This window comes from Lactococcus formosensis (assembly GCF_018403745.1).
GTDB classification, from domain to species: Bacteria; Bacillota; Bacilli; order Lactobacillales; family Streptococcaceae; genus Lactococcus; species Lactococcus formosensis.
Genome location: NZ_BOVP01000001.1, coordinates 67,131 through 91,470 on the forward strand (window position 1 = coordinate 67,131; position 24,340 = coordinate 91,470).

The following is a 24,340-nucleotide window of genomic DNA, read 5'->3' on the forward strand; positions in this document are numbered from 1 at the left end:
TTTTATTTATTAGCTCAATGTGTGTTTAATAAATCCTTTTGCCTGTGCGAGTTTTTCTTGTGCCTCATCTTTTTCACTGTTGGTTAAAATCATAACAATCGCTAACTTGACATCTTCTTCTGCTTGGATAAATGTCTTTTCCGCTGTCTGATAGTCACACTCTGTAGCTTGCATAATGATACGTTTACTGCGCTCCACTAATTTCTCATTTGTCGGACGCACATCAACCATTAAGTTGTTGTATACTTTTCCAATACCAATCATCGATATTGTCGAAATCATATTCAATATTAATTTTTGTGCCGTACCTGATTTGAGGCGAGTTGATCCTGTCAAAAATTCGGCGCCACAGTCCACTTCAATTGGGAATTCAGCATGCTGGCTAATCTCGGCATTCATATTACATGCGAGAGAACCTGTGTGTGCACCAATGCTCTTCGCATAATCAAGGGCACCAATCACGTAAGGGGTACGTCCACTTGCAGCAATCCCAATCACCATGTCATTTTTTGTTAAACGAAGATCAATCAAGTCTTGTTTGCCAAGCTCAAGGTCATCTTCTGCGCCTTCCACAGCAAGAGTCATCGCTTTTTCACCTCCAGCGATGAGTCCGACAACCATGCTTGCTTCAACACCAAAAGTTGGTACACACTCTGCTGCATCAAGTACACCTAAACGTCCACTTGTCCCTGCACCCAGGTAAATGAGTCGACCGCCTTGATTAAAACTTTCAATCGTTTTTTCAATAACTGGTTCAATCATCGGAAGTGCTTTTTCTACAGCTTCTGCAACTTTTTTATCTTCCTTATTCATCTTTTCTAGAGCAGTTGAGATGGACATTTCGTCCAATCCAAAAGTTTCTTCATTACGTCGTTCTGTTGTCAATTTTTCTAAATTCATTTTCTTTCCTTTTCTTTTAATTCAAACTTTTGCTTCGAATAAATTACATCGAGTAAATCTCTATCTTTTTCGATAACATATGCTACAACGTTAATATTAGGATGAGCTGGGAGTGCTTTTTTACATACTTGTGTTTCGCCCATGTAGCGTCCATACAGCTCATTATCAAGCGTTACCGCCCCTTTGTTGCGCTCTTCTGCATGTTCTTTTTGGATTTGTTCAACCTTCTTAAAGCGGGCATTTGCACTTCTAATCAAGTTAGGAGACTGATCATTCCTATTGTCATGCTCTCCCAGGACCGAATCATAATAAGCTGAATTATTATTTTCTACATGTAGAACTATTTTATCCCACTGCATATAATTTTCAAACTGCTCAATCGTCATTGCTGCTAAATCACCATCTCCAATATAAACTTCATCCGTCTCATACTTAAATAAATCAAGAGCAGCTGCCAGAGGATGCATATCTCGATGCTTTTCAAGAGTGGGAAGTCCGAGTCTTAAGGGTAAGCGCTTCTGAGCATCACCAGCAACAAAAGCTACTCTTTTAAAACCATATTTCTCTAACCATTGATTTTGCTCGAGGAAATAAGGCGTAGCCAAGCCAGTTTCAGGACGAGGATAGTAGTTGTGCCAAGCTTCTAAATTAGAGAAGTTAGCTCCTAATCTTCTTAGTTCCTCTACCTCATCTTCTACCAACGTGCTAGCATTTAAACTAATCTTCATTTTATGGCTGGCTTTGGAAATTTGTTCATTGTCAATATGATAATCCATCCGTAAACCCGTAACACCATGTTGAGTAAGTTCTTCTAAATGCTCAAATGAGTAACCTGCACGCTCCAAGGCTTCACCTGAAATATCTACCATCAATTCCAGTTGGTTTGCTTTAGCACAAGCCCCTAATTTTTCTAAGCGCATTTTATACGCTTGAGCATCATCTTCAGGAATATGCATCGAAGTAAATATTCCCTTGAATCCTGCTTGTTTCATTCTTTTTATATAATGAATATCTTCTGTTGAAAGATCTTCATTCATAAAAATGGAAAAGCCAAACATAAACACCTCTCTATCTCTGAAACTTTATTTCTTTTGTTAACGCATTCATTTTAACATATCTAAAATTTTATTTCAAGTGCTTACTCAATTTTTTTGGCAAATAAAAAGATAAATCCTGTAACATCACGTTTTAGTTGCCTTTATCTTTTTCTCGTTCAAAAGAAATGAAATGAAATTTCATTTTAAAAAACAAAAAAACCCCAATAATGGGGATTTTTTTCGTCTTATTTTATTTGGCCAATTCGTAAATTGCTTCAGCATAGATAACTGCTGATTTGAAGAGTGCATCCAATGGTTTGTATTCATTTGCTTGGTGCATTGTATCTTCTTCACCTTCAAACATTGCGCCATAAGCAACACCACGTTTAAGGAGACGACCAAATGTACCACCGCCGATTACTGTTTCGTAACCTTTAAGACCAGTGTGTTTTTCGTAAACGCTGATCAATGTAGAAACGAGTTCATCTTCCATTGGTACGTAGTGAGGTTCCATCACGTGATCGTTCATAGTCACTTCTTTTACGCCTTCAAGAGCTTCAAGAACTGCTTTGATTTTATGTTGGTCAGTACCTTGTGGGAAACGGAAGTTCAATGCAATTGTACCTTCACCGTTTTCGTCAAAGTTCCAAACACCAGCGTTCATTGAAGTTGCACCCATAAGGTCATCATTGTAGGCTGTGCCTAATTTTTCACCTTCGTGGTCGTCAATCAATGTTTCCGCAGCAAGTTTGATGTAGGCAGCTGCACCAGCTTCAAAGTCAAATTGGTTAAGGAATTTAGCAAGGTAAGTTGCACCGTTAATACCTTTAAATGGCATTGCTCCGTGTGCAGATTTACCATAAACTGTTACTGTTGCTTTACCGTCAGATTCTTCAAGGTCAAAGCGTAAGTTTTTGTCTGCATTTTCAGCAACAAATGCTTCCAATTTTGCTTGGAGGTCTGTCGCACCTGAAATTACTGCAGTTGCAGATTCAGGAACCATGTTTTCAGCTAAACCAGCTTTGAAAGAGTGGAGTACTACAGCACCAGCATTTTTTCCGTCAAAGTGAAGGTATTCTGTAACGTTACCTTTTTCACCATTGATGATTGGGAACTCAGCATCTGGTGAGAATCCGAAATCTGGCAATGGCAATTCACAGTGTTCAAAGTAGTAATCCATATCTTTCCAACCTGTTTCTTCGTTTGTACCAACGATGAAGCGGATTTTTTTAGATAATGGAACACCAAGATCTTTCAAAATTTTCAAACCATAGTAACAAGCCATAGTTGGGCCTTTATCGTCTGAAGCACCACGCGCATAAAGGTTACCGTTACGGATTTCAGGTTCAAATGGGTTTGAATCCCAACCAGAACCAGCAGGAACAACGTCCAAGTGACCGAAGATACCTAAAACTTCGTCGCCTTCTCCATATTCGAAGTGACCAACGTAGTTATCATAGTTTTTAGTTTGGTAGCCATCACGCTCAGCCAATTCCAAGAATTTGTCAAGGGCTTTACGAGGTCCAGGGCCAAATGGGTTTTCTTTGTCCGCATTGTCCATGTCCATTGCTGAATCGATACGAAGAAGTTCAAACAAATCTTCGAGCATTGCGTCTTTGCGCTTTTCTACTTCTGCAGTAAAATCAATAGTTGTCATGATTGCCTCCATTATTTTGACTTCTTGATAATATATTCACAAAAAGTCGGTTTTCTAAACTCCTATAATTATACCAAAAAAGTAAAACGTTTGCATTTATAAAGTGAAAACTAGTCATTGAAAAACTTAAACATTTTGACTTGTGGCGTAGGTAGAGCGACTTTTGAAAGATCCGTCAATTTTACCCAAAGTTGATTTTCATTCAGTTTTTCTTCTTGAACAATAAAGTTTTCCTCAGGGATACATTCAATAATTTGAACAAACCACTTCAAGTGAGAAAAAACATGTGTGATTTCTCCAACTTTTGTCATGCGTGAGATGCTGTCTGGCACATTTGTTGGTGGCACTAAGGCTTCATTATTGAATTCTTCTTTAGATATCTCCTGCATAGGGAAAGTCCACATATTAGCAAGTAAACCTGTGCTAGGACGTCTTTGCAGATAGTATTCGCCTTGCGAATTTTTTAATGCATAAGCATTGTAGTAAATGTGTTGCTGCTTAATCTTTTTACTTTTGACAGGATACTTCAGTTGCGTACCTTTAGGTCTGGATTGGCAATACGCAGCTAAGGGGCAAATCTCACACTTGGCAATTTTAGGCGTACAAACCATGGAACCTATGTCCATGAGTGCTTGGTTAAAATCTCCTGGATTTTCTTCCGAGATTAGCTCTCTCAGCTTTTCATCAAATATTTTCCGCGAAGCAGCCTTCGAAATATCTGATTCAATCTCAAATAATCGACTCGTCACGCGCATCAAATTACCATCAATTGCCGGTTCAGGTAAGCCAAAAGAAATCGAAGCAATAGCCGCTGCTGTGTAAGGACCAATCCCCTGCAAACTTTGAATGTCTTTTAGTTGGTTAGGAAATCGCCCATCAAATTCTGTCATTACTTGCTGTGCGGCAATTTTTAAATTACGAGCGCGCGAGTAATAACCTAAACCTTCCCAAAGTTTCAGAAGCTCATCGTCATCTGCTGCTGCCAAATCCTCAATCTGAGGGTACTTTTCCATAAAGCGTAGATAGTAGGGCATCACTGTTTCAACCTGTGTTTGTTGAGACATAATTTCAGAAATCCAAACAGAATAAGCCTCAGTATTTTTACGCCATGGCAAAGGCTTTTTATGGATGTTGTACCAACCTAATAAATCCTGCTGGAACTTTTCTATTTCGGTTTTATTCATAAGCTCTATTATTAAATTTATATAAAACAAAGTCAAATAGTAAGCTCTTAAAAGGCAGTTTAATCATATTTTTGTAAAAAATCAATCAAAACACAACACAATTCAATGACAATCAAAACTAAAAAATTTTCGACCGAATAACCTCGATTTATTAAATTCTTTTCCAAACAAAAAAGCCCCCACCGAAGTGGGGGACCTGACCATAAGATTGTATAATCCGAGCTCTAATCCCTGTACAGGTACATGTCTGCAGGGAAGTTCGCACTATTTTGAGTTATTATCAACCTTGATTTTGAAGTATCCGACTGATCACCAAATTTATTTTGTTCGCCAATTTTAAACATTCCTATCACTGCTCCTCCAATAGGAGATTTACTATCAGCACGTATGGATAAAAATGATTCATAGTTTTGATCAATTTTAGGAACATCTATTACACAAGGATTCCCATTTAAAATGGCACTTTTATCAGAATTAATGACTAACACATCACCTCTACCATTCTTCCACGTGCCAACTAACGTAGAAAAATCACCAGCTAAAATAGCCTCTTTGTTTAAATCTTGCGCAGGAGCTTGGTCCGGGAAAGTATCTACTTGATATTTTTCTTTAATTAGCTCATTTAATTGTTCTACAGATATGATCTTCGAGGCTAATTCATTCGTCGCTTGCTGCGCTTGATCATTATTATAAAATTCATTAAAAAGTTCTTCTTTAGTAAACTGCTTCTGCTGGACCATAGCATTCCCAGCTTCAATAGTTATCACATTATCTTGAGTAGAAATTCGATAGGGATCATTGCTAGCTACTGTAGGAATAAGTATTGATCCTTTATCTATAGTTCCATTCATTGCCCATTCATGAGATAAATTTTGCTGCTCTATCTCCTCTTTTGTCAAAGAAGAGAAGTTGAATTCTTTACTCGCTTTTTGAATTAAAATAGATATTTTCTGATTTAATGTCAGAACATCCCAACTTTGAGAAAATGAACTAGACTCCCGAGTTACTGCACTCGAAGCTGTCATATCTTTTTCTTTTGTGGATGCTTTACTTTTTTCCTCAGTTTTTGGTTCGGTCTTTTTCTCACCACCTTGCTTGTTAGACGAACAAGATGCAAGTGAAAAAGAGGCTAAAGCCAGTATAGATAATAGTGTTATTTTCTTTATAAACCCCTCCATCTCTATTTTATTACAAAATCAAATAAATTAAAACTATCGCTTGTTCTTATCATAAGTGTGTCCCTTTCATATTCGCTTTCAACAATAAAAAAAACACCCCAGAAAATGCTGGAGATGCTTAAAGGTATAACTTATTATACACCATCAATACAAAAATGTCAACGCTTTCAAACTAATTATTCAAATACTTTTATTTAGTCCAAATACCACTTGAGAGATTTGGGAAGTTTGTATTTTAGAGATACTAAAGTAAAAATTACTACATAGATAATTATAAATATTAAATAATTCTTCAATTTTATCTCTAAATTCAAGCTTCCAAGTAAAACTGTTATTACACATGTCCCTAGATATAATAATCCCTTAAACCATTTTCTTTTCTTATCATTTGCTAAACACCTCTCTATCAAATAATTAATTGGTGCAACAATCAATGCAACATGATAAAACATAAATGGAATGACCAATTCATTGTTATCCGTTGGTAGAGTAACCATTACAGAAGACAGGCAGACTACAAAATAATCTAAAATAAAAATAAAAATTATCAGAGCGCTATACGAATAAATAAACATTGGCCAAGTCAGAATTTTCTTCTTCATTTCCCTCTCCTAAACAGACTAATTATAACAAAAAATCCCTCTAAAAATTATGGCTAGGGAACTTTTTTATTTTTCTTAGTTATCAAAAATCTGCTCGAGAAATAAAAAAACTCATCGAGAGTTTTTTATGAAATAATTAGTAATTTTCTTTTTTCAAGACTTCCTTTACCCTTTCAGCGACCTCATAAGGTACGCCTGCTTCAGCGACTTGAGCAACATCAGCCTCAGATATTGCTTTAAGTGACTTGAAGGTCGTCATTAATTTTTGCTTACGTTTTGGTCCAAGCCCTGTAATACCATCCAGTTTTGAAGAAAAGGTATTTTTCCCACGCACTTGCCGATGAAAAGTAATCGCAAATCGGTGGACTTCATCTTGAATGCGTTGAAGGAGAAAGAATTCTTGTGATTGGCGACTCAATGGCACAACTTCCAAAGGATCGCCAAAAAGTAACTCACTGGTTTGGTGTTTATCATTTTTAGCCATACCTGCAACCGGAATGTCTAACCCTATCTCTTGCAGAATAGCCTTGGCTGCATTGACTTGACCTGCACCACCATCCATTGCAATCAAGTCAGGTAAAGCAGTCCCTTCACGCATGGCTCGGCTATAACGGCGCGTAATCACTTCACGCATTGATGCATAATCATCTGCACCTTCGACAGTTTTGATCTTATATTTCCGATAATCTTTCTTTGAGGGCTTGCCATTAATAAAGACAACCATTGCCGATACTGGAGAGGTCCCCATTATGTTAGAGTTATCGAACGATTCAATTCTCACTGGTGTAGGAATGTTGAGAATTTTACCGAGATTTTCGATGGCACCTTGAGTTTTAATCAGGTCTTTTTCGAGGAGGTCAAATTTTAATTGTAACTGTGTACGTGCATTCTTAGTCGCCATTGCTACAAGTTGCTTCTTCTCTCCACGACTTGGTTTGAGAACTTTAGTTTGAGTTACCGCCTCGACAGCCTCTGCATCAATTTCTGAAGGAACTAAAATTTCTTTAGGCACCATGTGTTCAGCTTCTTGATAAAACTGTCCAACATAAGTTAAAAAATCCTCTTCTGCTTCATTGTAATAAGGGAACATATTGACATCACGTTGAATCATTTTACCTTGTCGTACAAAGAAAACCTGCACACACATCCAACCTTTATCTACATAGTAACCAAAAACATCGCGGTCTTTTAAATCGTGGTTCATGACCCGTTGTTTTGTTCTCAAAGTCCCGATAGAATTAATCACATCACGGTATTCTGCCGCTTGCTCGAATTCCATTTTTTCTGAAGCGGCAAACATCCTTGTCTTCAGTTCATTGATGATTTCTTTATCATCACCCGTTAAAAAATGTTTCACTTCTTGAGCCATATCTTTATAAACTTGAGGATCTACATGATTAACGACTGGACAAAGACACTGATGGATATGATAGTAGAAACAAACTTTCTTTTCATGTAAGCCACATTTTCTAAAAGGAAAGATGCGATCTAAGAGACGTTTGACTTCATTGGCTGCTTTGACATCGGGATAAGGTCCAAAATACATTGCCCCATCTTTTTTAACACGCCGTGTAATCATCAAACGCGGATATTTTTCATTTGTAATCATGAGAAAAGGATAATATTTATCATCCTTAAGCATAATATTATATTTGGGCTTATAACGTTGAATTAAGTTAATTTCAAGGACCAGAGACTCAATGTTTGATTCAACAACAATCCATTCTAAATCTTCAATCTCACTGACTAAAAGCTCAGTTTTTGTATTGTGGGAGCCATGAAAATAGGAACGTACGCGGTTTTTCAGATTTTTCGCCTTCCCTACATAGATAACTGTCCCATTTTTATCTTTATGTAAATAGCAGCCTGGGCTATCCGGTAAGAGCTCCAGCTTTGCTTTAATCGTGTTATTCATGGTTTTATTATAGCATATTCTGGAGGGGCTAATCATAAATCGGAACTGTCTGTCGTGCAAGGAATTGTTTCTTTTTGTGATTGCGGCATTGTGCAATGTTTTATAAATCTTCCTACTTAAACAAAAAAGACAAGTTTTACCTTGTCTTTTTTATTAACTTATTTTCTCGATGACTGCTTTAATTTGAGATTAACGACTAAAACAATACTGACAATGACCAGTAAAAACCATGAAGACATTTTCCCAAATCCTACGAGATGCCAGGTTTCTGCTTGATTAGGATACCGGTAAGCATTGAAAAATGAAGCAATATTTTCAGCTATGTAGATAAAGAAGCCAATCAGAGCAAAAGAGAAGAGTGCCTTCATTTTATATCTTTTTCTTCCATTAATACAAAAAGTGAACTGAGTGCGCCAAAAGATTAAGACAATAGCCAGAATAATAAAATACCGTAAATCATGGAAGAAATAATTGGTAAAAAAGTTCAGATACAAAACTGTGGATAAGCCAAAACTAAGCCCTAATGGCGGCCAATATTCCACATTTAGCTGCAACTTTTTCCACGATTGAACAACATAACTCCCGACACTGGCATACATAAACCCCGAGTAAAAAGGGACATTCCAAATTTTTAAGTAAGCCGGCTCAAGGTAGGTCCAACTATGACTGATATTGACTTTAAAAATCTCTAAAATTAACCCTAAGATATGAAACAAGCAAATAATTTTTAACTCTTCAAGTGTTTCAAATTTTAATTTAACCATCAAAACTTGAAACACAAGTAAAGTCACAAAAATTAAATCATAACGTGGGATATTGAGAAAAGTCAATCCACGTGTTATCGCTAAGGTAGCAAAAACGGCAAGTGGAAAGAGACAACAAGCGGCTTGGATTTTTGCAAAGTTGAAAAGCAAAATCACACCGTTTTTTAAACCATTCATGTCCTTATTTTAGCATATTTTCATCTGATAAAAGTAAGCGCAAAAAAACTCCCATCTTGGGAGTTTCATCTTATTTTAAGAGTCTTAAAACATTCAAGATAGCTATGAGTGTTACTCCAACATCTGCGATAACTGCTTCCCACATCGTGGCAATACCAAAGACCGCAAGGACGAGGAAAACGGCTTTTACACCAAGAGCTAAAACGATATTTTGGACCACAAGTCGTTTAGTTTTCTTGGCGATTTTAACAGACTGCGCGATACTTGATGGTTTATCTGTCATTAAGACCACATCAGCTGTTTCAATCGCAGCATCAGAGCCTAATCCCCCCATCGCAAAACCGATATCAGCACGCGCAATAACTGGTGCGTCGTTAATTCCATCACCAACAAAAGCGGTAAGACCATCACCTTTATCAAGTACTTTCTCTAATAAAGCAACTTTATCCTCAGGCAAAAGATTAGCATGATAATCCGTGATGTTCAGTTTTCCAGCAACCTGAGCGGCAACTTTTTCACTATCTCCTGTCAGCATCGTTTGGGAAATGTGAAGCTGGTTCAAAGCTGCAATGGCTTCTTCAGCATCTTCTTTAAGGACATCCGCTACAAGGATAACGCCTTGATATATACCGTTTTTAGCAACATAAATCAAAGAACCTAAGGCGTCGCTTTCGGTAAAGTTAACGTTGTACATTTTCATCAGTTTTGCATTTCCGACAAGAATCTCATCACCCTCATAGATTGTACGTGTACCATGACCTGAAATTTCTTCCGACTCTGTTACATTTACTGTATCTAAGTTTTGATTTTCTTTAAGCGCAAGTCCCAAGGGATGGGTGGAGTTAAGTTCACCGATAGCTCCCAGATAGACTAAATCTTCTCGTGCAACATCTTCTGCAGGAAAAACTTGAGTAACTTTAAAGTTCCCTTGTGTCAACGTTCCTGTTTTATCAAAGAGCACGTGTTTTATCTTGGTCATAGCTTCAAGGTGATTCCCTCCTTTAACTAAAATACCGTTTTTGGATGCAGCGCCAATCCCAGCAAAGAACCCAAGGGGAATGGAAACTACCATCGCACAAGGGCACGAAATAATTAAAAATGTAAAGGCGCGTGTTAACCAGTCTGACCAATCTTGCTGGAAGAAAAGTGGGGGTACTAGAGCGATTATCGCTGCTGCAAATACCACAACTGGAGTATAGTAGCGTGCAAATTTTGAAATGAATTGTTCAGTCGGTGCTTTATTTTCTTGAGCATTCTCAACGAGATTTAAAATTTTAGATACTGATGATTCCCCAAACGTTTTTTCAACCTTGATCTCCAGCAGACTATTGATATTCAAAAAACCTGAAAGAACTTCTTCTCCTTTGCTCACCTCACGTGGCAGTGATTCACCAGTCAAAGCTGCTGTATTAACGCTTGATTTTCCCGATAATACAAGACCATCAAGTGGCACTTTTTCCCCCGGCTTCACTTGTATAACCTCACCGATATTGACTTCTTCAGGAGACACATCAATAAGTTTTCCTTGGCGCTTAACAGTCGCAACCTCTGGTCGAAGGTCCATCAGAGCTGCAATTGACTTTTTACTGTTCCCAATCGCACGATCTTGGAAATATTCTCCGACTTGATAAAAAAGCATAACAGCGACTGCTTCAGCGTATTCTCCTAAAGCAAATGCCCCGACAGTCGCAATGCTCATGAGGAAGAACTCATTGAAAATATCCCCCTTAAGCAATTGTTTTATCGCTTTGAGCAAAACACTATGCCCGATTAACAAATACGTTAAGATGAAGAGCGGTGTTTTAAACTGTGGCGCAAAATCTAAAAAGCTTAAAGCTGCCAATAGTAGAGCCGTGACGATAATAATCAACAGCTCATATTTACCTTCTTCTTCACTCTCATCTAAACTCGTATTTAGATGTATTGTTGTGCTGCAACAGGCAGGGTCTGAATCGTCAGAACTCCCTGTGACTTCTGAGCTACTTGAGCCCTCACTCTCCTCAGCAGTCGTAAGAGCTGCTTTGGCTTTGTGATTGAGGCAATTACATGTGTCTTTTACACAGTGTGCATCATGTGTTGCCTTGTTTTGAGTAGATTTAAACATATGAAACTCCTTTTATTTTATATATGTATCACAATGGATATCTTCTGTTGGGGACCAGTGCATTGACTCAACTGTAGCATCAATGACTTCTAGTAAATGGTTAAGTTCAGGGGTTGTCAAAGAATAATAAATATATTTTCCTTCTTTACGACTTGTGATTAATCCACAATCACGCAAACATGATAAATGTTGCGAGAGATTCGATTGTCCTGACTTAGTTTCCTGAAGTAACTCTGTTACAGTCATCTCCTTTTCGCGTAATGCTTCAAGGACGATGAGCCTTGTCGTATTGGATAAGGCATGAATTACTTTTTGACGTTTTTCAGTTAAATTCATTATTCATCTCTTTATATTAGTTTATACTAATATGTTATCAAACTCCATCATATTAGTCAATACTGAATTGTTTAAATCTATTCAAATCTAAATTTTTTGTACAAAAAAATCCTGAACTAAAAAGTTAGGATTTCATTATTTTTACAACCCAAGACGTTCAAAGATGACATCTACACGTGACAAATGATAATTATAATCAAAAGCTGCATCAATATCTGCATCTGTCAGTTTTTCACGGATTTTTTCATTGCTTTCTACCAGTGGGCGGAACATGATTTGTTCGTCCCAAGCTTTTGCTGTCAATGGTTGAACCAAATCGTAAGCTTCTTCACGTGTCATACCTTTTTCAATAAGCATAAGCATAACATGTTGACTATAGATTAATCCAAAAGTTGCATCCATATTACGCTTCATATTTTCTGGAAATACAGTCAGATTTTTAACAATATTACCAAAACGGTTTAACATATAGTTGATTAATTCAGTTGTATCTGGGGTAATGATACGCTCTGCCGAGCTGTGTGAAATGTCACGTTCATGCCACAAAACAACATCTTCCATGGCTGTCACGACATGTCCACGAATAACACGCGCCAAGCCAGTCATATTTTCAGAACCGATGGGGTTACGTTTGTGTGGCATTGCTGAGCTACCTTTTTGACCTTTAGCGAAGAACTCTTCTACTTCACGTTGTTCTGATTTTTGAAGGCCACGAATCTCTGTCGCCATACGCTCAATCGAAGTCGCAATCAGTGCCAGTGTACTAAAGTATTCTGCATGCAAATCACGGGGTAATACTTGTGTCGAAATCTCTTGTGGACGAATTCCAAGTTTGCCACATACGTATTCTTCAACAAAAGGTGGGATATTGGCAAATGTACCTACAGCACCAGAAATTTTACCCGCTTCAACTCCTTTAGCTGCATGTTCGAAACGCTCGATATTACGCTTCATTTCAGAATACCAAGTTGCTAATTTAAGGCCAAAAGTTGTTGGTTCTGCATGGACACCGTGCGTACGTCCCATACATACAGTGTATTTGTGCTCACGCGCTTTATCAGCAATAATTTCCAAAAAGTTAGCCAAATCACGGCGGATAATATCATTCGCCTGCTTGTAGAGATAGCCATAAGCTGTATCTACAACATCGGTTGAGGTAAGTCCATAGTGGACCCACTTACTTTCCTCACCAAGTGTTTCAGAAACAGCACGCGTAAAGGCAACCACATCGTGGCGCGTTTCTTTTTCAATCTCCAAGATACGATCAACATCAAAACTTGCTTTTTCACGAATTTTTTTTACATCTTCTGCTGGAATTTCTCCGAGCTCAGCCCACGCTTCATCCGCAAGAATCTCAACTTCAAGCCACGCCTTATATTTGTTTTCATCCGACCAGATTGCCGCCATTTCCGGGCGACTGTAACGATTGATAACCATAGTTCCTCCAAATTTCTAACTTACTATAAATTATACCATTTTGGAGAAATTTTTTCGGGAATTTCTCTAATATTATCAATTTATTGACGAAATATGTGGAAAAGACGAATATTAATTTTCTAAGGCATCAAGGACATCTAGCATCTGAGACAAAGTCAATTGTCCTGGAGCACTTCCTTCATCCTCATCGAGTGCTGCAAAAGTCCATACAGATCCGGTCAATCCTCCGGCAACGCGGGAAATTTTACCCAATTCTCCCATTGCGATTCCGATAAATTTAGGTCCATATTCCATCGTAAAATCACGTGTAATCTGTAGCAAATCCAAAACATCACACTCGCGTTGTGCCATAATCGCCACTTTTACAAAGCCCGTTTCTTCTTTTTGCATTTTCATCATTCGAGCAGTTAAATCTGTAGGTGACTCGAAAAAGTTATGATAGGACAAGACAATTTTTTCTTTAAATTCAAGTAGCTGTGGTAGGGCTTTTCGATAGGAAAAATATTCGATATCCATATAATCTGGGTCAAATTTGGCTACTTTTTTTAAAAGAGTGACATAATCTTTTTTAGAAATTGAGATATTGCCGCCTTCATTGGCTGTACGTACAGTGAAAAGCAGAGAAAAATCTTTAAATTTCTCAAAGATAAAAGGCGCAGCCTGAAGAATACTTTCTATATCTCCCAAAAAATCCGCCCGCCATTCAATAATGTCAGCATTTCTGTACTTTTCTACGTTTATTTCCTGTACTTCCGCTACTGTTGTCGGAAGAACGGGCACTACAATTTTCGTTTTCCTCATATTTTAAGTTTAGCACATATTTGTAGGCGTACCAAACATAATCTTGAATATAGCTGAAGTTATTTTTTTCAATTGAACAAAATAAAAAATTCCTGAAAAGCAGGAATCTTTATCTCAATTGCGGGAGCAGGATTTGAACCTACGACCTTCGGGTTATGAGCCCGACGAGCTACCTAGCTGCTCCATCCCGCGCTAATAAAAATGGAAGAAATTTGAACTATCCACAAATCATGTTATAACTGAGCGGACGAGATCTTCCATTGTGGATGTATCCAAATGGTATACCTATTGTAACACACTTTTTGCTAATGTCCTAATTTTGCACTTTTTAATGAAAAAAGCACTCCCAAGAGTGCTTTAAATTTATGCTTTAGTAATGTTTGATGCTTGAGGGCCACGTTGACCTTGTTCAATATCAAATGTAACTTTTTCGCCTTCTTCAAGTTTACGGAAGCCATCGCTTTGAATTTGAGTGAAGTGTGCAAACACGTCAGTACCATCTTCAGCAGTGATGAAACCAAAACCTTTAGAGTCGTTAAACCATTTTACAGTTCCTTTTGTCATAGTATATATTTTCCTTTCGTCATATTTGTAAATCATTATGTGAAAGAAAACATTAAAAATATATAACTTAGACTAAATTTACCTCTTAATAGTATCATGCTTTATCCTGAAAGTCAAATCGCTTCTCCTCTTCATGGTTAAAACCAAGCTATAACTTACTCTTAGAGACCATAAAAAAAGATACATCACTGTATCTTTTGCTTTTTATTTTGTTGAACCACGATTAATAATTTGGTGAGCGAGGATCAATTGGTTTTCCTCAACCTCTTCCTTGTGCATAAGTTTTGTCAACAAACGCATTGAAACTGCTCCCAAGTCGTAAAGTGGTTGATTGACAGAAGTCAAACCTGGATAAGTGTACGCTGTAATTGGGCTGTTTGAACCTGCGATAATTTCGAAATCTTCAGGTACTTTGATACCTTTTGAGAGCAAAGCATTGAGTAAGCCAACTGCTACAGTATCATAAGACACGATGGCAGCATTAATTTTCTTGGCAAGCATTTGTTCTGCTAAAGCTTGTCCATTTTCAAAAGTGTAATTACCTTCAAAGACAAGTGACTCATCAAAATCAATGCCTGCTTCATTCAAAGCTTCTTGATAGCCAACCATACGTTCTGTATTTTCAACTTCTTCCAAGGAACCTGATACGAAAGCAATACGTTTATTGTTTTTTGCCAGTTCAGCAGTTGTTTGGTGTGCTGCAAGATGATAATCGATATTTACAGATGACATTTGTTTGTCAACATCGATCATTCCAGCAAGAACAATCGGTGTACGTGTTGATTTAAGCTGGTTACGGACTTTTTCTGTCATGAAACTGCCCATATAAACAATACCATCAACTTGCTTAGAAAAGAGACTTTCAATAACTTTAAGTTCTTTTTCTTCATCACCATCACTATTTGCGAGAATGACATTGTACTTGTACATTGATGCAATATCATCAATGCCTCGTGCGATTTCAGCAAAATACGGCGACGTGATTGTTGGGAGAACAACCCCAACTGTCGTTGTACGTTTGCTTGCCAGTCCACGTGCAACCGCATTTGGACGGTAGTCCAATTCTTCAATTGCATCAAGGACTTTTTGACGTGTTTTCTCTTTGACGTTGGCGTTACCATTGACTACACGGCTTACGGTAGCCATTGACACGCCCGCAACTCGAGCAACGTCATAAATTGTTGTTGTTGATTCTTCCATTCTTTTTAAACCTCAATTATAATAATCTTTGTCTGTTTTTTATATCTTTTAATATTTATGAAAAGTTTTTCCAAATTTAATTATATCACTTTTTGAAAACCGTTTCAATAATTTTTGGTAGTATATTGTAGATATTGTCGCACATGATTTTTTTCAGAATTTAGCGTACAATAGAGATAATAATTATAGAAAGGTGGATACTATGAGCAAACTCGAACGTATCTCTAATTTTCTGAACGAAAATGAAGTCGACATGACTTTCATCACCAATCCTACGACCTTGAATTATTTGACAGGTCTTGCCATTGACCCGCATGAACGTATTGCTGGTTTGATGGTTTTCCCGGATAAAGCGCCATCTCTCTTCACTCCAGCTTTGGAGGTAGAAAAAGCCAAAGAAAACACTACTGGCTTTGATATTTTTGGCTATGAAGATTCACAAAACCCGTGGGCTGTTGTAAAAGAACATTTGGGATCAAAAAATATCCAAAAAATTGCAGTCGAATTTTCTGACATTCCTTTGTCAAAAACTGAAGGACTTAAATCTCAATTTTCTGGTGTTGAATTTGTCAACTTGACACCATTGGTAGAACGTATGCGTTTGATCAAATCTGCCGATGAAATCGAAAAAATGAAAATTTCTGGGGATTACGCAGATAAATGTTTCGAAATTGGTTTTGAATATGCAAATTCAGATCGTACAGAAACAGATGTTGTTGCAAAAATCGAATACGAAATGAAGCGTATGGGTGTACCCCAAATGAGTTTTGAAACTATCGTACTCTCAGGCGCTCGTGCAGCTAATCCTCACGGTATGCCAGAAGATGTCAAAATTCAAGATAATAAACTCTTGCTCTTTGACCTCGGTGTGATGAAAAATGGCTACGCTTCTGATGCTACACGTACTATCTCAATCGGTAAACCTTCTGATTTTGATGCCGATATCCACAAAATCGTACTTGAAGCACAAATGGCTGCTATGGACTTCGTAAAACCTGGTGTATCTGCACTTGAAATTGATAAAGTAGCTCGCGATGTGATTACTAAAGCTGGTTATGGCGAATACTTTGTCCACCGCCTTGGACACGGTATCGGTATGGATGTCCATGAATTCCCATCTATTGGTGGTTCTGAGGACATCATCATCGAAGAAGGTATGTGCTTCTCTGATGAACCAGGAATTTATATCCCAGGTAAAGTTGGCGTACGTATCGAGGACTGTCTCTATGTTACTGAAACAGGATGTGAGCCTTTAACTAAAACAAATAAAGAATTGATGATTTTCTAAAATCATCGAAAATGAAAAAGCACTGAATCAGTGCTTTTTTTATTAACCAAAGTCCCTTTTTCTTAAAGCAAGTACTTTCGTTTCAATTTGCTGGATGATATCCTTAAAGACTGTGTCACTTTGACCTGTTGGATCTTCTAAGCCCCAGTCTTCCCTATATTGACAAGGAAGATAAGGACATTCAACGTTACATCCCATCGTAATCACAATATCCACAGGTGGAATATCTTGTAAGAGCTTTGATGTTTGTGTTTTTTCCATGTCTATGTCATAGATTTCTTTCATCAAGCGGACAGCATCTTGATTAATCTGTGGCTTTGTCTCAGTACCCGCAGAGTAGAAATCAAACTTATCCCCAGCCAATTTTTTCCCCAAAGCTTCTGCAATTTGTGAACGGCAAGAATTATGCACACAGATAAATGCGATTTTGAGCATAGTAACTCTCCTAAACTATTTTTACATATTATACATTATTTTTCAATGGTCTTCACTCAAACTGTACGGAGCTTATGAAAATTCTTGCTGGTATTTAGCTATTTCGGCATAGCTTTTCGCAAACTCTTGTGTTAAATTTTTGAAGAGAGGGTATAAAGCACGGTAGTATTTAAAATTTTCTGGCTGAGGCTTATAAACTATTTCCATCGTTCCACTAGCAACATCTTCAATACTATCAATCATCCCCAAAGCTTTTTGAGCCATGATCTGTGCTGCAAAGCACCCCGCCTCATGGTCTTTTTGAACCGTTATTGGTAACTCAAAAATGTCCGCAAGAATTTGCAACCAAAGCTCCGACTGAGAAAAACCTCCCGTAACTTTTATTATTTTAGGACATACTGATTTTTCTGTGAGTGTCTCTTCTAACATACGCAAGTTAAAGGAAATGCCCTCAAGAACTGCACGCGCCATGTGGCTTGTTGTATGACGATAGCTAAGTCCAAAAAAAGAAGCTCTAGCTGCTGCATTCCACAGTGGTGCTCGTTCTCCACCTATATAAGGATGAAAGATTAATCCATCCGAACCTGGAGACACACCTCTTGCTAAATCGGTAATCGCTGCAAAGTCATAAGACTTCTCAAGTACGTTATCTTTTAACCACCGAAAAACATCGCCTCCAGAATTTACCGCTCCACCATTTACCCAATGGTCTTCATCAAGTGCATAACTAAAAGTTCTCGCTGCTTCATCTAGCTGAGGTACATCACTTACCATGCGAAGGGCGCCTGAAGTACCTACTGTAATTGCCAATTCACCTTTTTTAATTGCCCCAACACCTAAGTTTGACATAGGACCATCGCCAGCGCCATATACAAAAACGGTATCTGGTGAAAGCCCCATCTTTCGTATCCATTTTTCTGGTAAAGCTTTCTCTATTGCATAAGGTGATACGATTTTAGGAAGTTGTGTTTTTGAAATACCCAACAGGTCTAAAATACCATCGTCCCAAGTCATTTTCTGATTGTTAAAAAAACCTGTACCTGTAGCAACTGATAGATCCATCGTATTACTTTGGAAAAGGCGTTGAAAGATTGCGCCTTTGAGATCCATAAAATGCGCTGCATTTTTGAAAATCTCTTTTCTTTCATTCTTGAGCCATAATAGTTTGGCAAGAGGCGACATCGGATGTAGCGGTGTTCCTGTTTTATGATAAATATCGTTTGAAGTATCTTCACTTTTTAAATTGTTACTATATTTTTCAGCTCTGGTATCTGCCCAAGTTATGACACGCGTTAAAGGCTTCCATTCTTGATCAAAGGCAATCAAAGCATGCATTTGGGTGCTGAAAGAACATGCTAAAATAGAATCTCCTGTTTTTATTTGTCGTGTTATTTTTTCAACAACACTTACCATCGCTGCAAATATCTCCTCTAAATCTTCTTCTGCCATTCCTTGGGCATCACGATAAAGTGGGTAAGACTGCAATCTGAATCCCTGATTGATCAAAGAGAACTGCTTTTGTCGCAGTGGTACCTAAATCTATACCTATTAAGTAATCCATGTGTTTCCTTTCAAAAAAAGGCAAGTCAATATTGCCTTTTTATTTTATAAATCATTCCCATTTGATGTAATAACAGACTTATACCAGTCGAACGACTTTTTCTTCAGCCGTGCAAGCGAGCCTGTTCCATCATTTTTTCTATCCACATAAATCATACCATATCTTTTACTCATCTCGCCTGTGGAAGCTGCAACCAAGTCAATGACCCCCCAAACAATATAACCCATCAATGGAATTCCATCAGAGATACCGTCTGCCATTGATTTGATATGCTCTTTCAAATACGCAATACGGTATTCATCGTTGATTTTTCCATCAACAATCTTATCTGACGCTCCCAATCCATTTTCAACTATAAAAATAGGTTTTTGATAGCGATCATAAATTTGATTCATGGTAATCCTTAACCCAAGGGGATCAATGACCCAGCCCCACTGACTTGTTTTTAGATATGGATTTTTCACCGACTTGACCACATTTCCTGTATTAAGTTCTAGATCAGCAAAACTTGCTGCAGAGCAACGCGAAGCGTAGTAACTAAAAGAAACAAAGTCCACAGTGTGCTTCAAAATGTCTTCGTCACCAGATTCCATCTTTAACTCGATATTTTTTTCACGGAAAATCCTCTGCGTGTAAGACGGATAATATCCTCGAGCCTGAATATCCGTAAAAAATGTATTCATCTGCTCGTCTTGCAAGGCTTGCCAGACATCTTCAGGTTTACAGGAATAAGGATAAAAAGCCCCACCAGCAATCATACAGCCAATCTGTAAATCCTTATCCAATTTATGTGCAGCTTTTACAGCTAAACTGCTTGCAAGGAGCATGTGATGTGCAGCCTGATAGATAACTTGTGCCTGATTTTCTCCAGCTTCGAAGGTCAATCCTGCTCCTGAAAATGGACTATGTAAAATGATATTTATTTCGTTAAAAGTAATCCAGTATTTTACATCGTCTCCAAACTCATCAAAACATGTCTGAGCATATCTTTCAAAAAAGCCAATCATTTTACGGTCGCGCCAAGAGCCATATTTCTCAACTAATCCCATCGGGACGTCAAAATGTCCTAAGGTCACCAAGAGTTCCATGTCATATTTTTTACATTCTGCAAACAGTTGATGATAGTAAGCTATTCCCTCTTTGTTAGGCTCACTTTCATCACCAATGGGGAAAAGACGAGACCAAGAGATTGATGTGCGAAATATTTTTAAACCCATTTCTGCGAGCAGTGCAATATCTTCTTTATAGTGGTGATAAAAATCAATGCCTTGATGACTGGGATAAAATTCTGATTCCTCTAAGATTGGATGAGAAATTTCACCTAATTTAACGGGCAAGCGTTTTTCACCTAAAGGCAGCATATCAATATTACTGGCTCCTCTTCCCCCTTCTAACCATGCCCCTTCAGCTTGATTGGCAGCAATGGCTCCTCCCCACAGAAAACCTTTAGGAAATTCTCCTGCTTCTTTTTTATTTTTCAACGTCTAAAATTACCTCTCCCTCACTGACTTCATCCTTTTCTAAAAGCGTAAAATTCGCATATTCTGCAGAATTTGTCACAACAACTATCGTATCTGTGGCAAGTCCTGCTGCTTCAATCAGAGCTAGATCAGCTTCTACCATTGGAGTTCCTTGAGAAATTTTATCGCCCATTTTGATGTTTGAAGTAAAACCTTTGCCTTCTAAAGTTACTGTATCGATACCAATATGGACCAAAACTTCTAATCCTTTCTCACTGGTAATTCCAATAGCATGTTTTGTCGGAAAAACAGCTGTAACCGTCCCTGTGATTGGTGAAACAATCTTTCCATCATTTGGTACAACCGCGAAACCTTTGCCCAATACTTCTTTTGAAAAGACCTCATCTGCAACTTCTGAAAGTTTTTTAACTTTTCCAGTTACTGGAGATTTAATACTTACAGTCTGAGCAACTTGATCCAGATGGATTTCTTTTAAGTTTTCTTCTTCCACAGGCAAATCATCAAACCCGATAACCAAGGTTAAGACAAATGACAATACAATGGAGAGAATCATCACGATAGCTACCCAAGCGATGGTCATTGGATTATCACGGTCAATAAATTGAACACTCGTAAACAAACCTGGAGCGGCCATTGAGTGGCTGGCAAGTCCTGCCATTCCAGCTACAGCTCCGGCAACAAAACCTGTAATCACTGAGGCAATCATCGGTCGTTTTAAACGTACAGCTACACCATAAAGTGCGGGCTCAGTAATCCCTGCAATAATAGCTGAAGATGCTGCAGCTAAAGCTGTTTGCCGTAATTCTCTATTTTTTGTTTTCAAAGCAACTGCTAGAGAAACACCGCCTAATGAGAGGTTGGCACCAATTTCTGATGGCATAACCATTCCCTCAACACCTGTATCCGCAATAGTCTGTACAATTGTCGGTGTGAAGACGCGGTGCATTCCTGTCATGACAAGCAACGGCCACAGTGCGCCAACAATGGCTACTGCTAACCACCCTAGTTTATCATGAATAAAGAACACACCATTAGAAATAGCTGTCCCTAACCAAACTCCTGCTGGACCTACTAAAAGTATAGCGATTGGTGCTGCTACAAGTAGGATAAGCATTGGCTTCAAAAAGTTTTTCGTTACCACAGGCGTGATTTTATCAACATAATTTTCAATATATTTAAGGAGCCATGTCATCACGATAGCGGGAATAATAGTATAAGTGTACTTTACAGATGTCATAGGGATCATCGCAAAAGTTACAGTAGTACCCTCAGCAGCCTTTGCCATCCATTCCATAAAGACCGGATGTACCATTAGACCAGCGATAGCCATCGCTAAGTAAGTGTTTGAGCCAAATTTTTTAGAAGCAGAAACAGCGACTAATAGTGGTAAAAAGAAAAATGAAGCATCCCCAATGGTATTCAAGATGTTATAGGTTGAACCATCAATACTTAGAATCCCCGTCATTTCCAAAAGCATCGCGAGCAACTTAATCATTGAACCGCCAATAATAGCTGGTATCAAAGGAGACATAGTTCCAATAATGGCATCAAGGATGTTTGTTCCTATTTTTTTCAAGGTTAATTTTTCTTTCGGTTTACCTGACTCGTTCGCCACAGCACCGCCAGCAACACCTTTTTTTAAGATAGCTGCGTAAGCTGCGGCTACATTGTTGCCAACAATAATTTGGTATTGCCCGCCTTGCTTGACAAGCCCCATTACCCCATTGATGTTTTTTACTTTATCATCATCTGCTTTGCTTTCGTCTTTTAAGATAAAACGTAGTCGTGTCATACAATGTGTTAAATTTTCAACATTTTCGACTCCACCTATTGCTTGCAGAATAGTCTCCGCCATTATATTAAAATCTTGCGCCATTTTCTCTTACTCCTTAGTTTTATTTTCCACAGCATGTCCACCAAAACCATTTCTGAGGGCTGCGACTACTTTTCCACTCATGCTATCTTCCTGTAAGGAACGATTACGCATCATTAAAGACATGGCAATTACAGGTGCAGGAACTTCTAAGTCTAGACTCTCTTCGACTGTCCACTTTCCTTCTCCCGAGGCTTGGACTCGCCCTATAATTTGATCTAATTTTGCATCCTTTGCAAATTGTTCTTCCGCAAGCTCCATAAGCCACGAACGGATAACTGACCCATGATTCCATAATTTGGCTACTGCTTCATAGTCGTATTCAAAGGCAGAAGCTTCTAAAATCTCAAAGCCTTCTGCAATAGCTTGCATCATGCCATACTCAATGCCATTATGAATCATTTTAAGATAATGGCCACTTCCAAGCGGACCTGTATAAAGATAGCCATCTTTTTGGGCCAATTTTTGAAAGAGGGGTTCCAATTTTTCCCAAGATTTTTTGCTATCACCACCAATCATAAAGTTCCCCCCCGAACGTGCACCAGCCATTCCCCCTGAAGTACCAACATCAAAGAAATCAATTTTCTTAGCTTTTAGCTTTTCATTTTGTTGGAGATTATCTTTATAATATGAATTTCCTCCATCAATAAGGATGTCTCCAGCGGATAACTTTTGAGTCAACTCCTCAACGATACTATTTGTTATACTTCCTGCAGGTAACATAAGCCAAACAATCCGTGGCTGTGGTATGACTTCAATGAATTCTTCTAAAGTAGAGCAGCTTATCACTTGCTCAGAATATAGTTCTGCTTTTCTGATTTGTGTTTCGTCGTTGTCTAAGACAGTCACTTTCATACCCTTATCAACTGCATTTTTTACAAGGTTAAGTCCCATTTTACCAATCCCGATAAGTCCAAAATTCATATTCTCTCCTATTTGATATGGCTATTATAAGAAAAACATTATATTTATCTTCCTTACTTCTTAAATATTATAACACGGAAAAAGTAACCGCTTTCTCCAAAAAACGGAGAATTCTCCACAATCATGTTATAATAATTTTATGGGAATATTTATTGACAATTATCAGAGTACACAGCTCTCCAACACAGAACAATCCATATTGTTAAAGCTGGATAGCCAGCCAGAGCTTTTAGATAATAATCTAACACAACTTGCAGTAGAGCTCCATTCTTCAGGAACTTCAATCATACGACTTTGCCAAAAATTAGGATTTTCAGGATTTTCGGAGTTTAAATTTGAAACACAGAAACTGCTCAGTTTGACAAGTAATAAGTACGAGATTTCCTTTTTAGAGGAGCTTACAAACTTTTGCAATTTTTTATCCACAGATATTACCACAGACAAAGTGCGGTTATTTGCGCAAGAAATATCTAAATCGAAAACCATTTATATCGCCGGGGTTGAAGCTTCTAAATCTCTTGCTGCTTACTTCAGCCATAAGTTAAATCAATTTGACTATGCTGCCGTTCATGTTTCGGATGATACCCTCCTAGATTTATTGCCTAATATTCTTAATCGCCATAGTCTGGTTATTTACGTCTCCATATCAGGACAGACGAAACGGCTGACGAATTCTGCGCAAAAAGCCAATCATACTGGTGCCACAGTTCTTTCTCTAACAAATGCTAAAAGTAGTCCCCTAGGTCGTTTAAGCAAAATAAATATCTCTACTAATACTTCGACTGCTAGCTACCACAACTATGATGTTACCCCTCGAACTTTTCAGGTCGCAGTTATTGATTTAATTCTATCCAGAATTGTGCAAAATCTTGAAAAGCAATAGATATAATTTTAGACATAAAAAAACTTCTTTGTTATCCAC

At 38.0% G+C, this 24,340-nt stretch carries 20 protein-coding genes, 1 tRNA gene and 1 pseudogene; 2 read left to right on the forward strand and 20 right to left on the reverse strand.

Going from position 1 to position 24,340, the window contains the following annotated elements:
- Nucleotides 1-9: 9 nt before the first annotated feature.
- The 15 genes from murQ to ccpA form a co-directional block, all read right to left on the reverse strand.
- Nucleotides 10-900, reverse strand: coding sequence for an N-acetylmuramic acid 6-phosphate etherase (murQ, locus tag KJS37_RS00345; RefSeq protein WP_213495384.1), 891 nt, complete (start codon nt 898-900; stop codon nt 10-12).
- Nucleotides 897-1,958, reverse strand: a complete 1,062-nt coding sequence (locus KJS37_RS00350; protein WP_213495386.1) for a DUF871 domain-containing protein — start codon at nt 1,956-1,958, stop codon at nt 897-899. Before KJS37_RS00350 ends, murQ begins: the two co-directional genes overlap by 4 nt.
- Nucleotides 1,959-2,187: 229 nt before the next feature.
- Complete coding sequence (pepV, locus tag KJS37_RS00355; protein ID WP_017368994.1) at nt 2,188-3,594, reverse strand: dipeptidase PepV; 1,407 nt, start codon at nt 3,592-3,594, stop codon at nt 2,188-2,190.
- A 110-nt stretch (nt 3,595-3,704) separates the two neighbouring features.
- Nucleotides 3,705-4,778: an A/G-specific adenine glycosylase gene (mutY, locus tag KJS37_RS00360; RefSeq protein ID WP_165713231.1), complete on the reverse strand. Its 1,074-nt coding sequence runs from the start codon at nt 4,776-4,778 to the stop codon at nt 3,705-3,707.
- 224 nt (nt 4,779-5,002) lie between these two features.
- On the reverse strand, nt 5,003-5,956 hold the full coding sequence (locus KJS37_RS00365) for a DUF6287 domain-containing protein (protein ID WP_244851268.1): 954 nt from the start codon (nt 5,954-5,956) through the stop codon (nt 5,003-5,005).
- 194 nt (nt 5,957-6,150) lie between these two features.
- Nucleotides 6,151-6,558, reverse strand: a complete 408-nt coding sequence (locus KJS37_RS00370) for a hypothetical protein (RefSeq protein WP_165711335.1) — start codon at nt 6,556-6,558, stop codon at nt 6,151-6,153.
- Between the two features lie 136 nt (nt 6,559-6,694).
- Nucleotides 6,695-8,473, reverse strand: coding sequence for an excinuclease ABC subunit UvrC (gene uvrC / locus KJS37_RS00375; protein ID WP_213495388.1), 1,779 nt, complete (start codon nt 8,471-8,473; stop codon nt 6,695-6,697).
- A 158-nt stretch (nt 8,474-8,631) separates the two neighbouring features.
- Complete coding sequence (locus KJS37_RS00380) at nt 8,632-9,414, reverse strand: DUF817 domain-containing protein (protein WP_244851270.1); 783 nt, start codon at nt 9,412-9,414, stop codon at nt 8,632-8,634.
- Nucleotides 9,415-9,484: 70 nt separating this feature from the next.
- Entirely contained in the window at nt 9,485-11,518 is a 2,034-nt protein-coding gene (locus tag KJS37_RS00385) for a heavy metal translocating P-type ATPase (protein WP_213495390.1), read from the reverse strand.
- 12 nt (nt 11,519-11,530) lie between these two features.
- Nucleotides 11,531-11,854: an ArsR/SmtB family transcription factor gene (locus KJS37_RS00390; RefSeq protein WP_017368977.1), complete on the reverse strand. Its 324-nt coding sequence runs from the start codon at nt 11,852-11,854 to the stop codon at nt 11,531-11,533.
- A 141-nt stretch (nt 11,855-11,995) separates the two neighbouring features.
- Nucleotides 11,996-13,291, reverse strand: coding sequence for an adenylosuccinate lyase (gene purB / locus KJS37_RS00395; protein ID WP_096368538.1), 1,296 nt, complete (start codon nt 13,289-13,291; stop codon nt 11,996-11,998).
- A gap of 111 nt (nt 13,292-13,402) precedes the next feature.
- Nucleotides 13,403-14,092 (reverse strand): type I 3-dehydroquinate dehydratase, encoded by a 690-nt coding sequence (gene aroD / locus KJS37_RS00400; RefSeq protein WP_213495392.1) that lies wholly within the window; start codon nt 14,090-14,092, stop codon nt 13,403-13,405.
- 118 nt (nt 14,093-14,210) lie between these two features.
- Nucleotides 14,211-14,284, reverse strand: a tRNA-Met gene (locus KJS37_RS00405).
- A 171-nt stretch (nt 14,285-14,455) separates the two neighbouring features.
- Nucleotides 14,456-14,656: a cold-shock protein gene (locus tag KJS37_RS00410; RefSeq protein ID WP_003135419.1), complete on the reverse strand. Its 201-nt coding sequence runs from the start codon at nt 14,654-14,656 to the stop codon at nt 14,456-14,458.
- Between the two features lie 204 nt (nt 14,657-14,860).
- Nucleotides 14,861-15,856: a catabolite control protein A gene (gene ccpA / locus KJS37_RS00415; RefSeq protein ID WP_017368974.1), complete on the reverse strand. Its 996-nt coding sequence runs from the start codon at nt 15,854-15,856 to the stop codon at nt 14,861-14,863.
- A gap of 202 nt (nt 15,857-16,058) precedes the next feature.
- Here ccpA and KJS37_RS00420 point away from each other — a divergent pair, with 202 nt between their 5' ends.
- Nucleotides 16,059-17,144, forward strand: coding sequence for a M24 family metallopeptidase (locus KJS37_RS00420; protein ID WP_017368973.1), 1,086 nt, complete (start codon nt 16,059-16,061; stop codon nt 17,142-17,144).
- A 42-nt stretch (nt 17,145-17,186) separates the two neighbouring features.
- Here KJS37_RS00420 and KJS37_RS00425 read toward each other — a convergent pair whose 3' ends face one another.
- From KJS37_RS00425 to gnd, 5 genes and pseudogenes are all read right to left on the reverse strand, one after another.
- Nucleotides 17,187-17,579 (reverse strand): arsenate reductase ArsC, encoded by a 393-nt coding sequence (locus KJS37_RS00425; RefSeq protein ID WP_213495394.1) that lies wholly within the window; start codon nt 17,577-17,579, stop codon nt 17,187-17,189.
- 72 nt (nt 17,580-17,651) lie between these two features.
- Nucleotides 17,652-19,140, reverse strand: a pseudogene (locus KJS37_RS00430) (FGGY family carbohydrate kinase).
- Between the two features lie 44 nt (nt 19,141-19,184).
- Nucleotides 19,185-20,621: a 6-phospho-beta-glucosidase gene (ascB, locus tag KJS37_RS00435; RefSeq protein ID WP_213495396.1), complete on the reverse strand. Its 1,437-nt coding sequence runs from the start codon at nt 20,619-20,621 to the stop codon at nt 19,185-19,187.
- Entirely contained in the window at nt 20,611-22,497 is a 1,887-nt protein-coding gene (gene ascF, locus KJS37_RS00440) for a PTS cellobiose/arbutin/salicin transporter subunit IIBC (protein ID WP_213495398.1), read from the reverse strand. Before ascF ends, ascB begins: the two co-directional genes overlap by 11 nt.
- Before the next feature lie 6 nt (nt 22,498-22,503).
- Nucleotides 22,504-23,418 (reverse strand): phosphogluconate dehydrogenase (NAD(+)-dependent, decarboxylating), encoded by a 915-nt coding sequence (gnd, locus tag KJS37_RS00445; RefSeq protein ID WP_213495400.1) that lies wholly within the window; start codon nt 23,416-23,418, stop codon nt 22,504-22,506.
- A 139-nt stretch (nt 23,419-23,557) separates the two neighbouring features.
- Here gnd and KJS37_RS00450 point away from each other — a divergent pair, with 139 nt between their 5' ends.
- Nucleotides 23,558-24,301 carry a MurR/RpiR family transcriptional regulator gene (locus KJS37_RS00450; protein WP_213495402.1) on the forward strand — a complete coding sequence of 248 codons (744 nt, stop codon included), beginning with the start codon at nt 23,558-23,560 and terminating at the stop codon, nt 24,299-24,301.
- The last annotated feature ends 39 nt before the right edge of the window (nt 24,302-24,340 follow it).

Excerpts from the sequence above, each read along its gene's own strand:
- murQ (WP_213495384.1), bottom strand. The coding sequence starts at position 900 with ATGAATTTAGAAAAATTGACAACAGAACGACGTAATGAAGAAACTTTT.
- KJS37_RS00350 (WP_213495386.1), bottom strand. The coding sequence starts at position 1,958 with ATGTTTGGCTTTTCCATTTTTATGAATGAAGATCTTTCAACAGAAGAT.
- pepV (WP_017368994.1), bottom strand. The coding sequence starts at position 3,594 with ATGACAACTATTGATTTTACTGCAGAAGTAGAAAAGCGCAAAGACGCA.
- mutY (WP_165713231.1), bottom strand. The coding sequence starts at position 4,778 with ATGAATAAAACCGAAATAGAAAAGTTCCAGCAGGATTTATTAGGTTGG.
- KJS37_RS00365 (WP_244851268.1), bottom strand. The coding sequence starts at position 5,956 with ATGGAGGGGTTTATAAAGAAAATAACACTATTATCTATACTGGCTTTA.
- KJS37_RS00370 (WP_165711335.1), bottom strand. The coding sequence starts at position 6,558 with ATGAAGAAGAAAATTCTGACTTGGCCAATGTTTATTTATTCGTATAGC.
- uvrC (WP_213495388.1), bottom strand. The coding sequence starts at position 8,473 with ATGAATAACACGATTAAAGCAAAGCTGGAGCTCTTACCGGATAGCCCA.
- KJS37_RS00380 (WP_244851270.1), bottom strand. The coding sequence starts at position 9,414 with ATGAATGGTTTAAAAAACGGTGTGATTTTGCTTTTCAACTTTGCAAAA.
- KJS37_RS00385 (WP_213495390.1), bottom strand. The coding sequence starts at position 11,518 with ATGTTTAAATCTACTCAAAACAAGGCAACACATGATGCACACTGTGTA.
- KJS37_RS00390 (WP_017368977.1), bottom strand. The coding sequence starts at position 11,854 with ATGAATTTAACTGAAAAACGTCAAAAAGTAATTCATGCCTTATCCAAT.
- purB (WP_096368538.1), bottom strand. The coding sequence starts at position 13,291 with ATGGTTATCAATCGTTACAGTCGCCCGGAAATGGCGGCAATCTGGTCG.
- aroD (WP_213495392.1), bottom strand. The coding sequence starts at position 14,092 with ATGAGGAAAACGAAAATTGTAGTGCCCGTTCTTCCGACAACAGTAGCG.
- KJS37_RS00410 (WP_003135419.1), bottom strand. The coding sequence starts at position 14,656 with ATGACAAAAGGAACTGTAAAATGGTTTAACGACTCTAAAGGTTTTGGT.
- ccpA (WP_017368974.1), bottom strand. The coding sequence starts at position 15,856 with ATGGAAGAATCAACAACAACAATTTATGACGTTGCTCGAGTTGCGGGC.
- KJS37_RS00420 (WP_017368973.1), top strand. The coding sequence starts at position 16,059 with ATGAGCAAACTCGAACGTATCTCTAATTTTCTGAACGAAAATGAAGTC.
- KJS37_RS00425 (WP_213495394.1), bottom strand. The coding sequence starts at position 17,579 with ATGCTCAAAATCGCATTTATCTGTGTGCATAATTCTTGCCGTTCACAA.
- ascF (WP_213495398.1), bottom strand. The coding sequence starts at position 22,497 with ATGGCGCAAGATTTTAATATAATGGCGGAGACTATTCTGCAAGCAATA.
- gnd (WP_213495400.1), bottom strand. The coding sequence starts at position 23,418 with ATGAATTTTGGACTTATCGGGATTGGTAAAATGGGACTTAACCTTGTA.
- KJS37_RS00450 (WP_213495402.1), top strand. The coding sequence starts at position 23,558 with ATGGGAATATTTATTGACAATTATCAGAGTACACAGCTCTCCAACACA.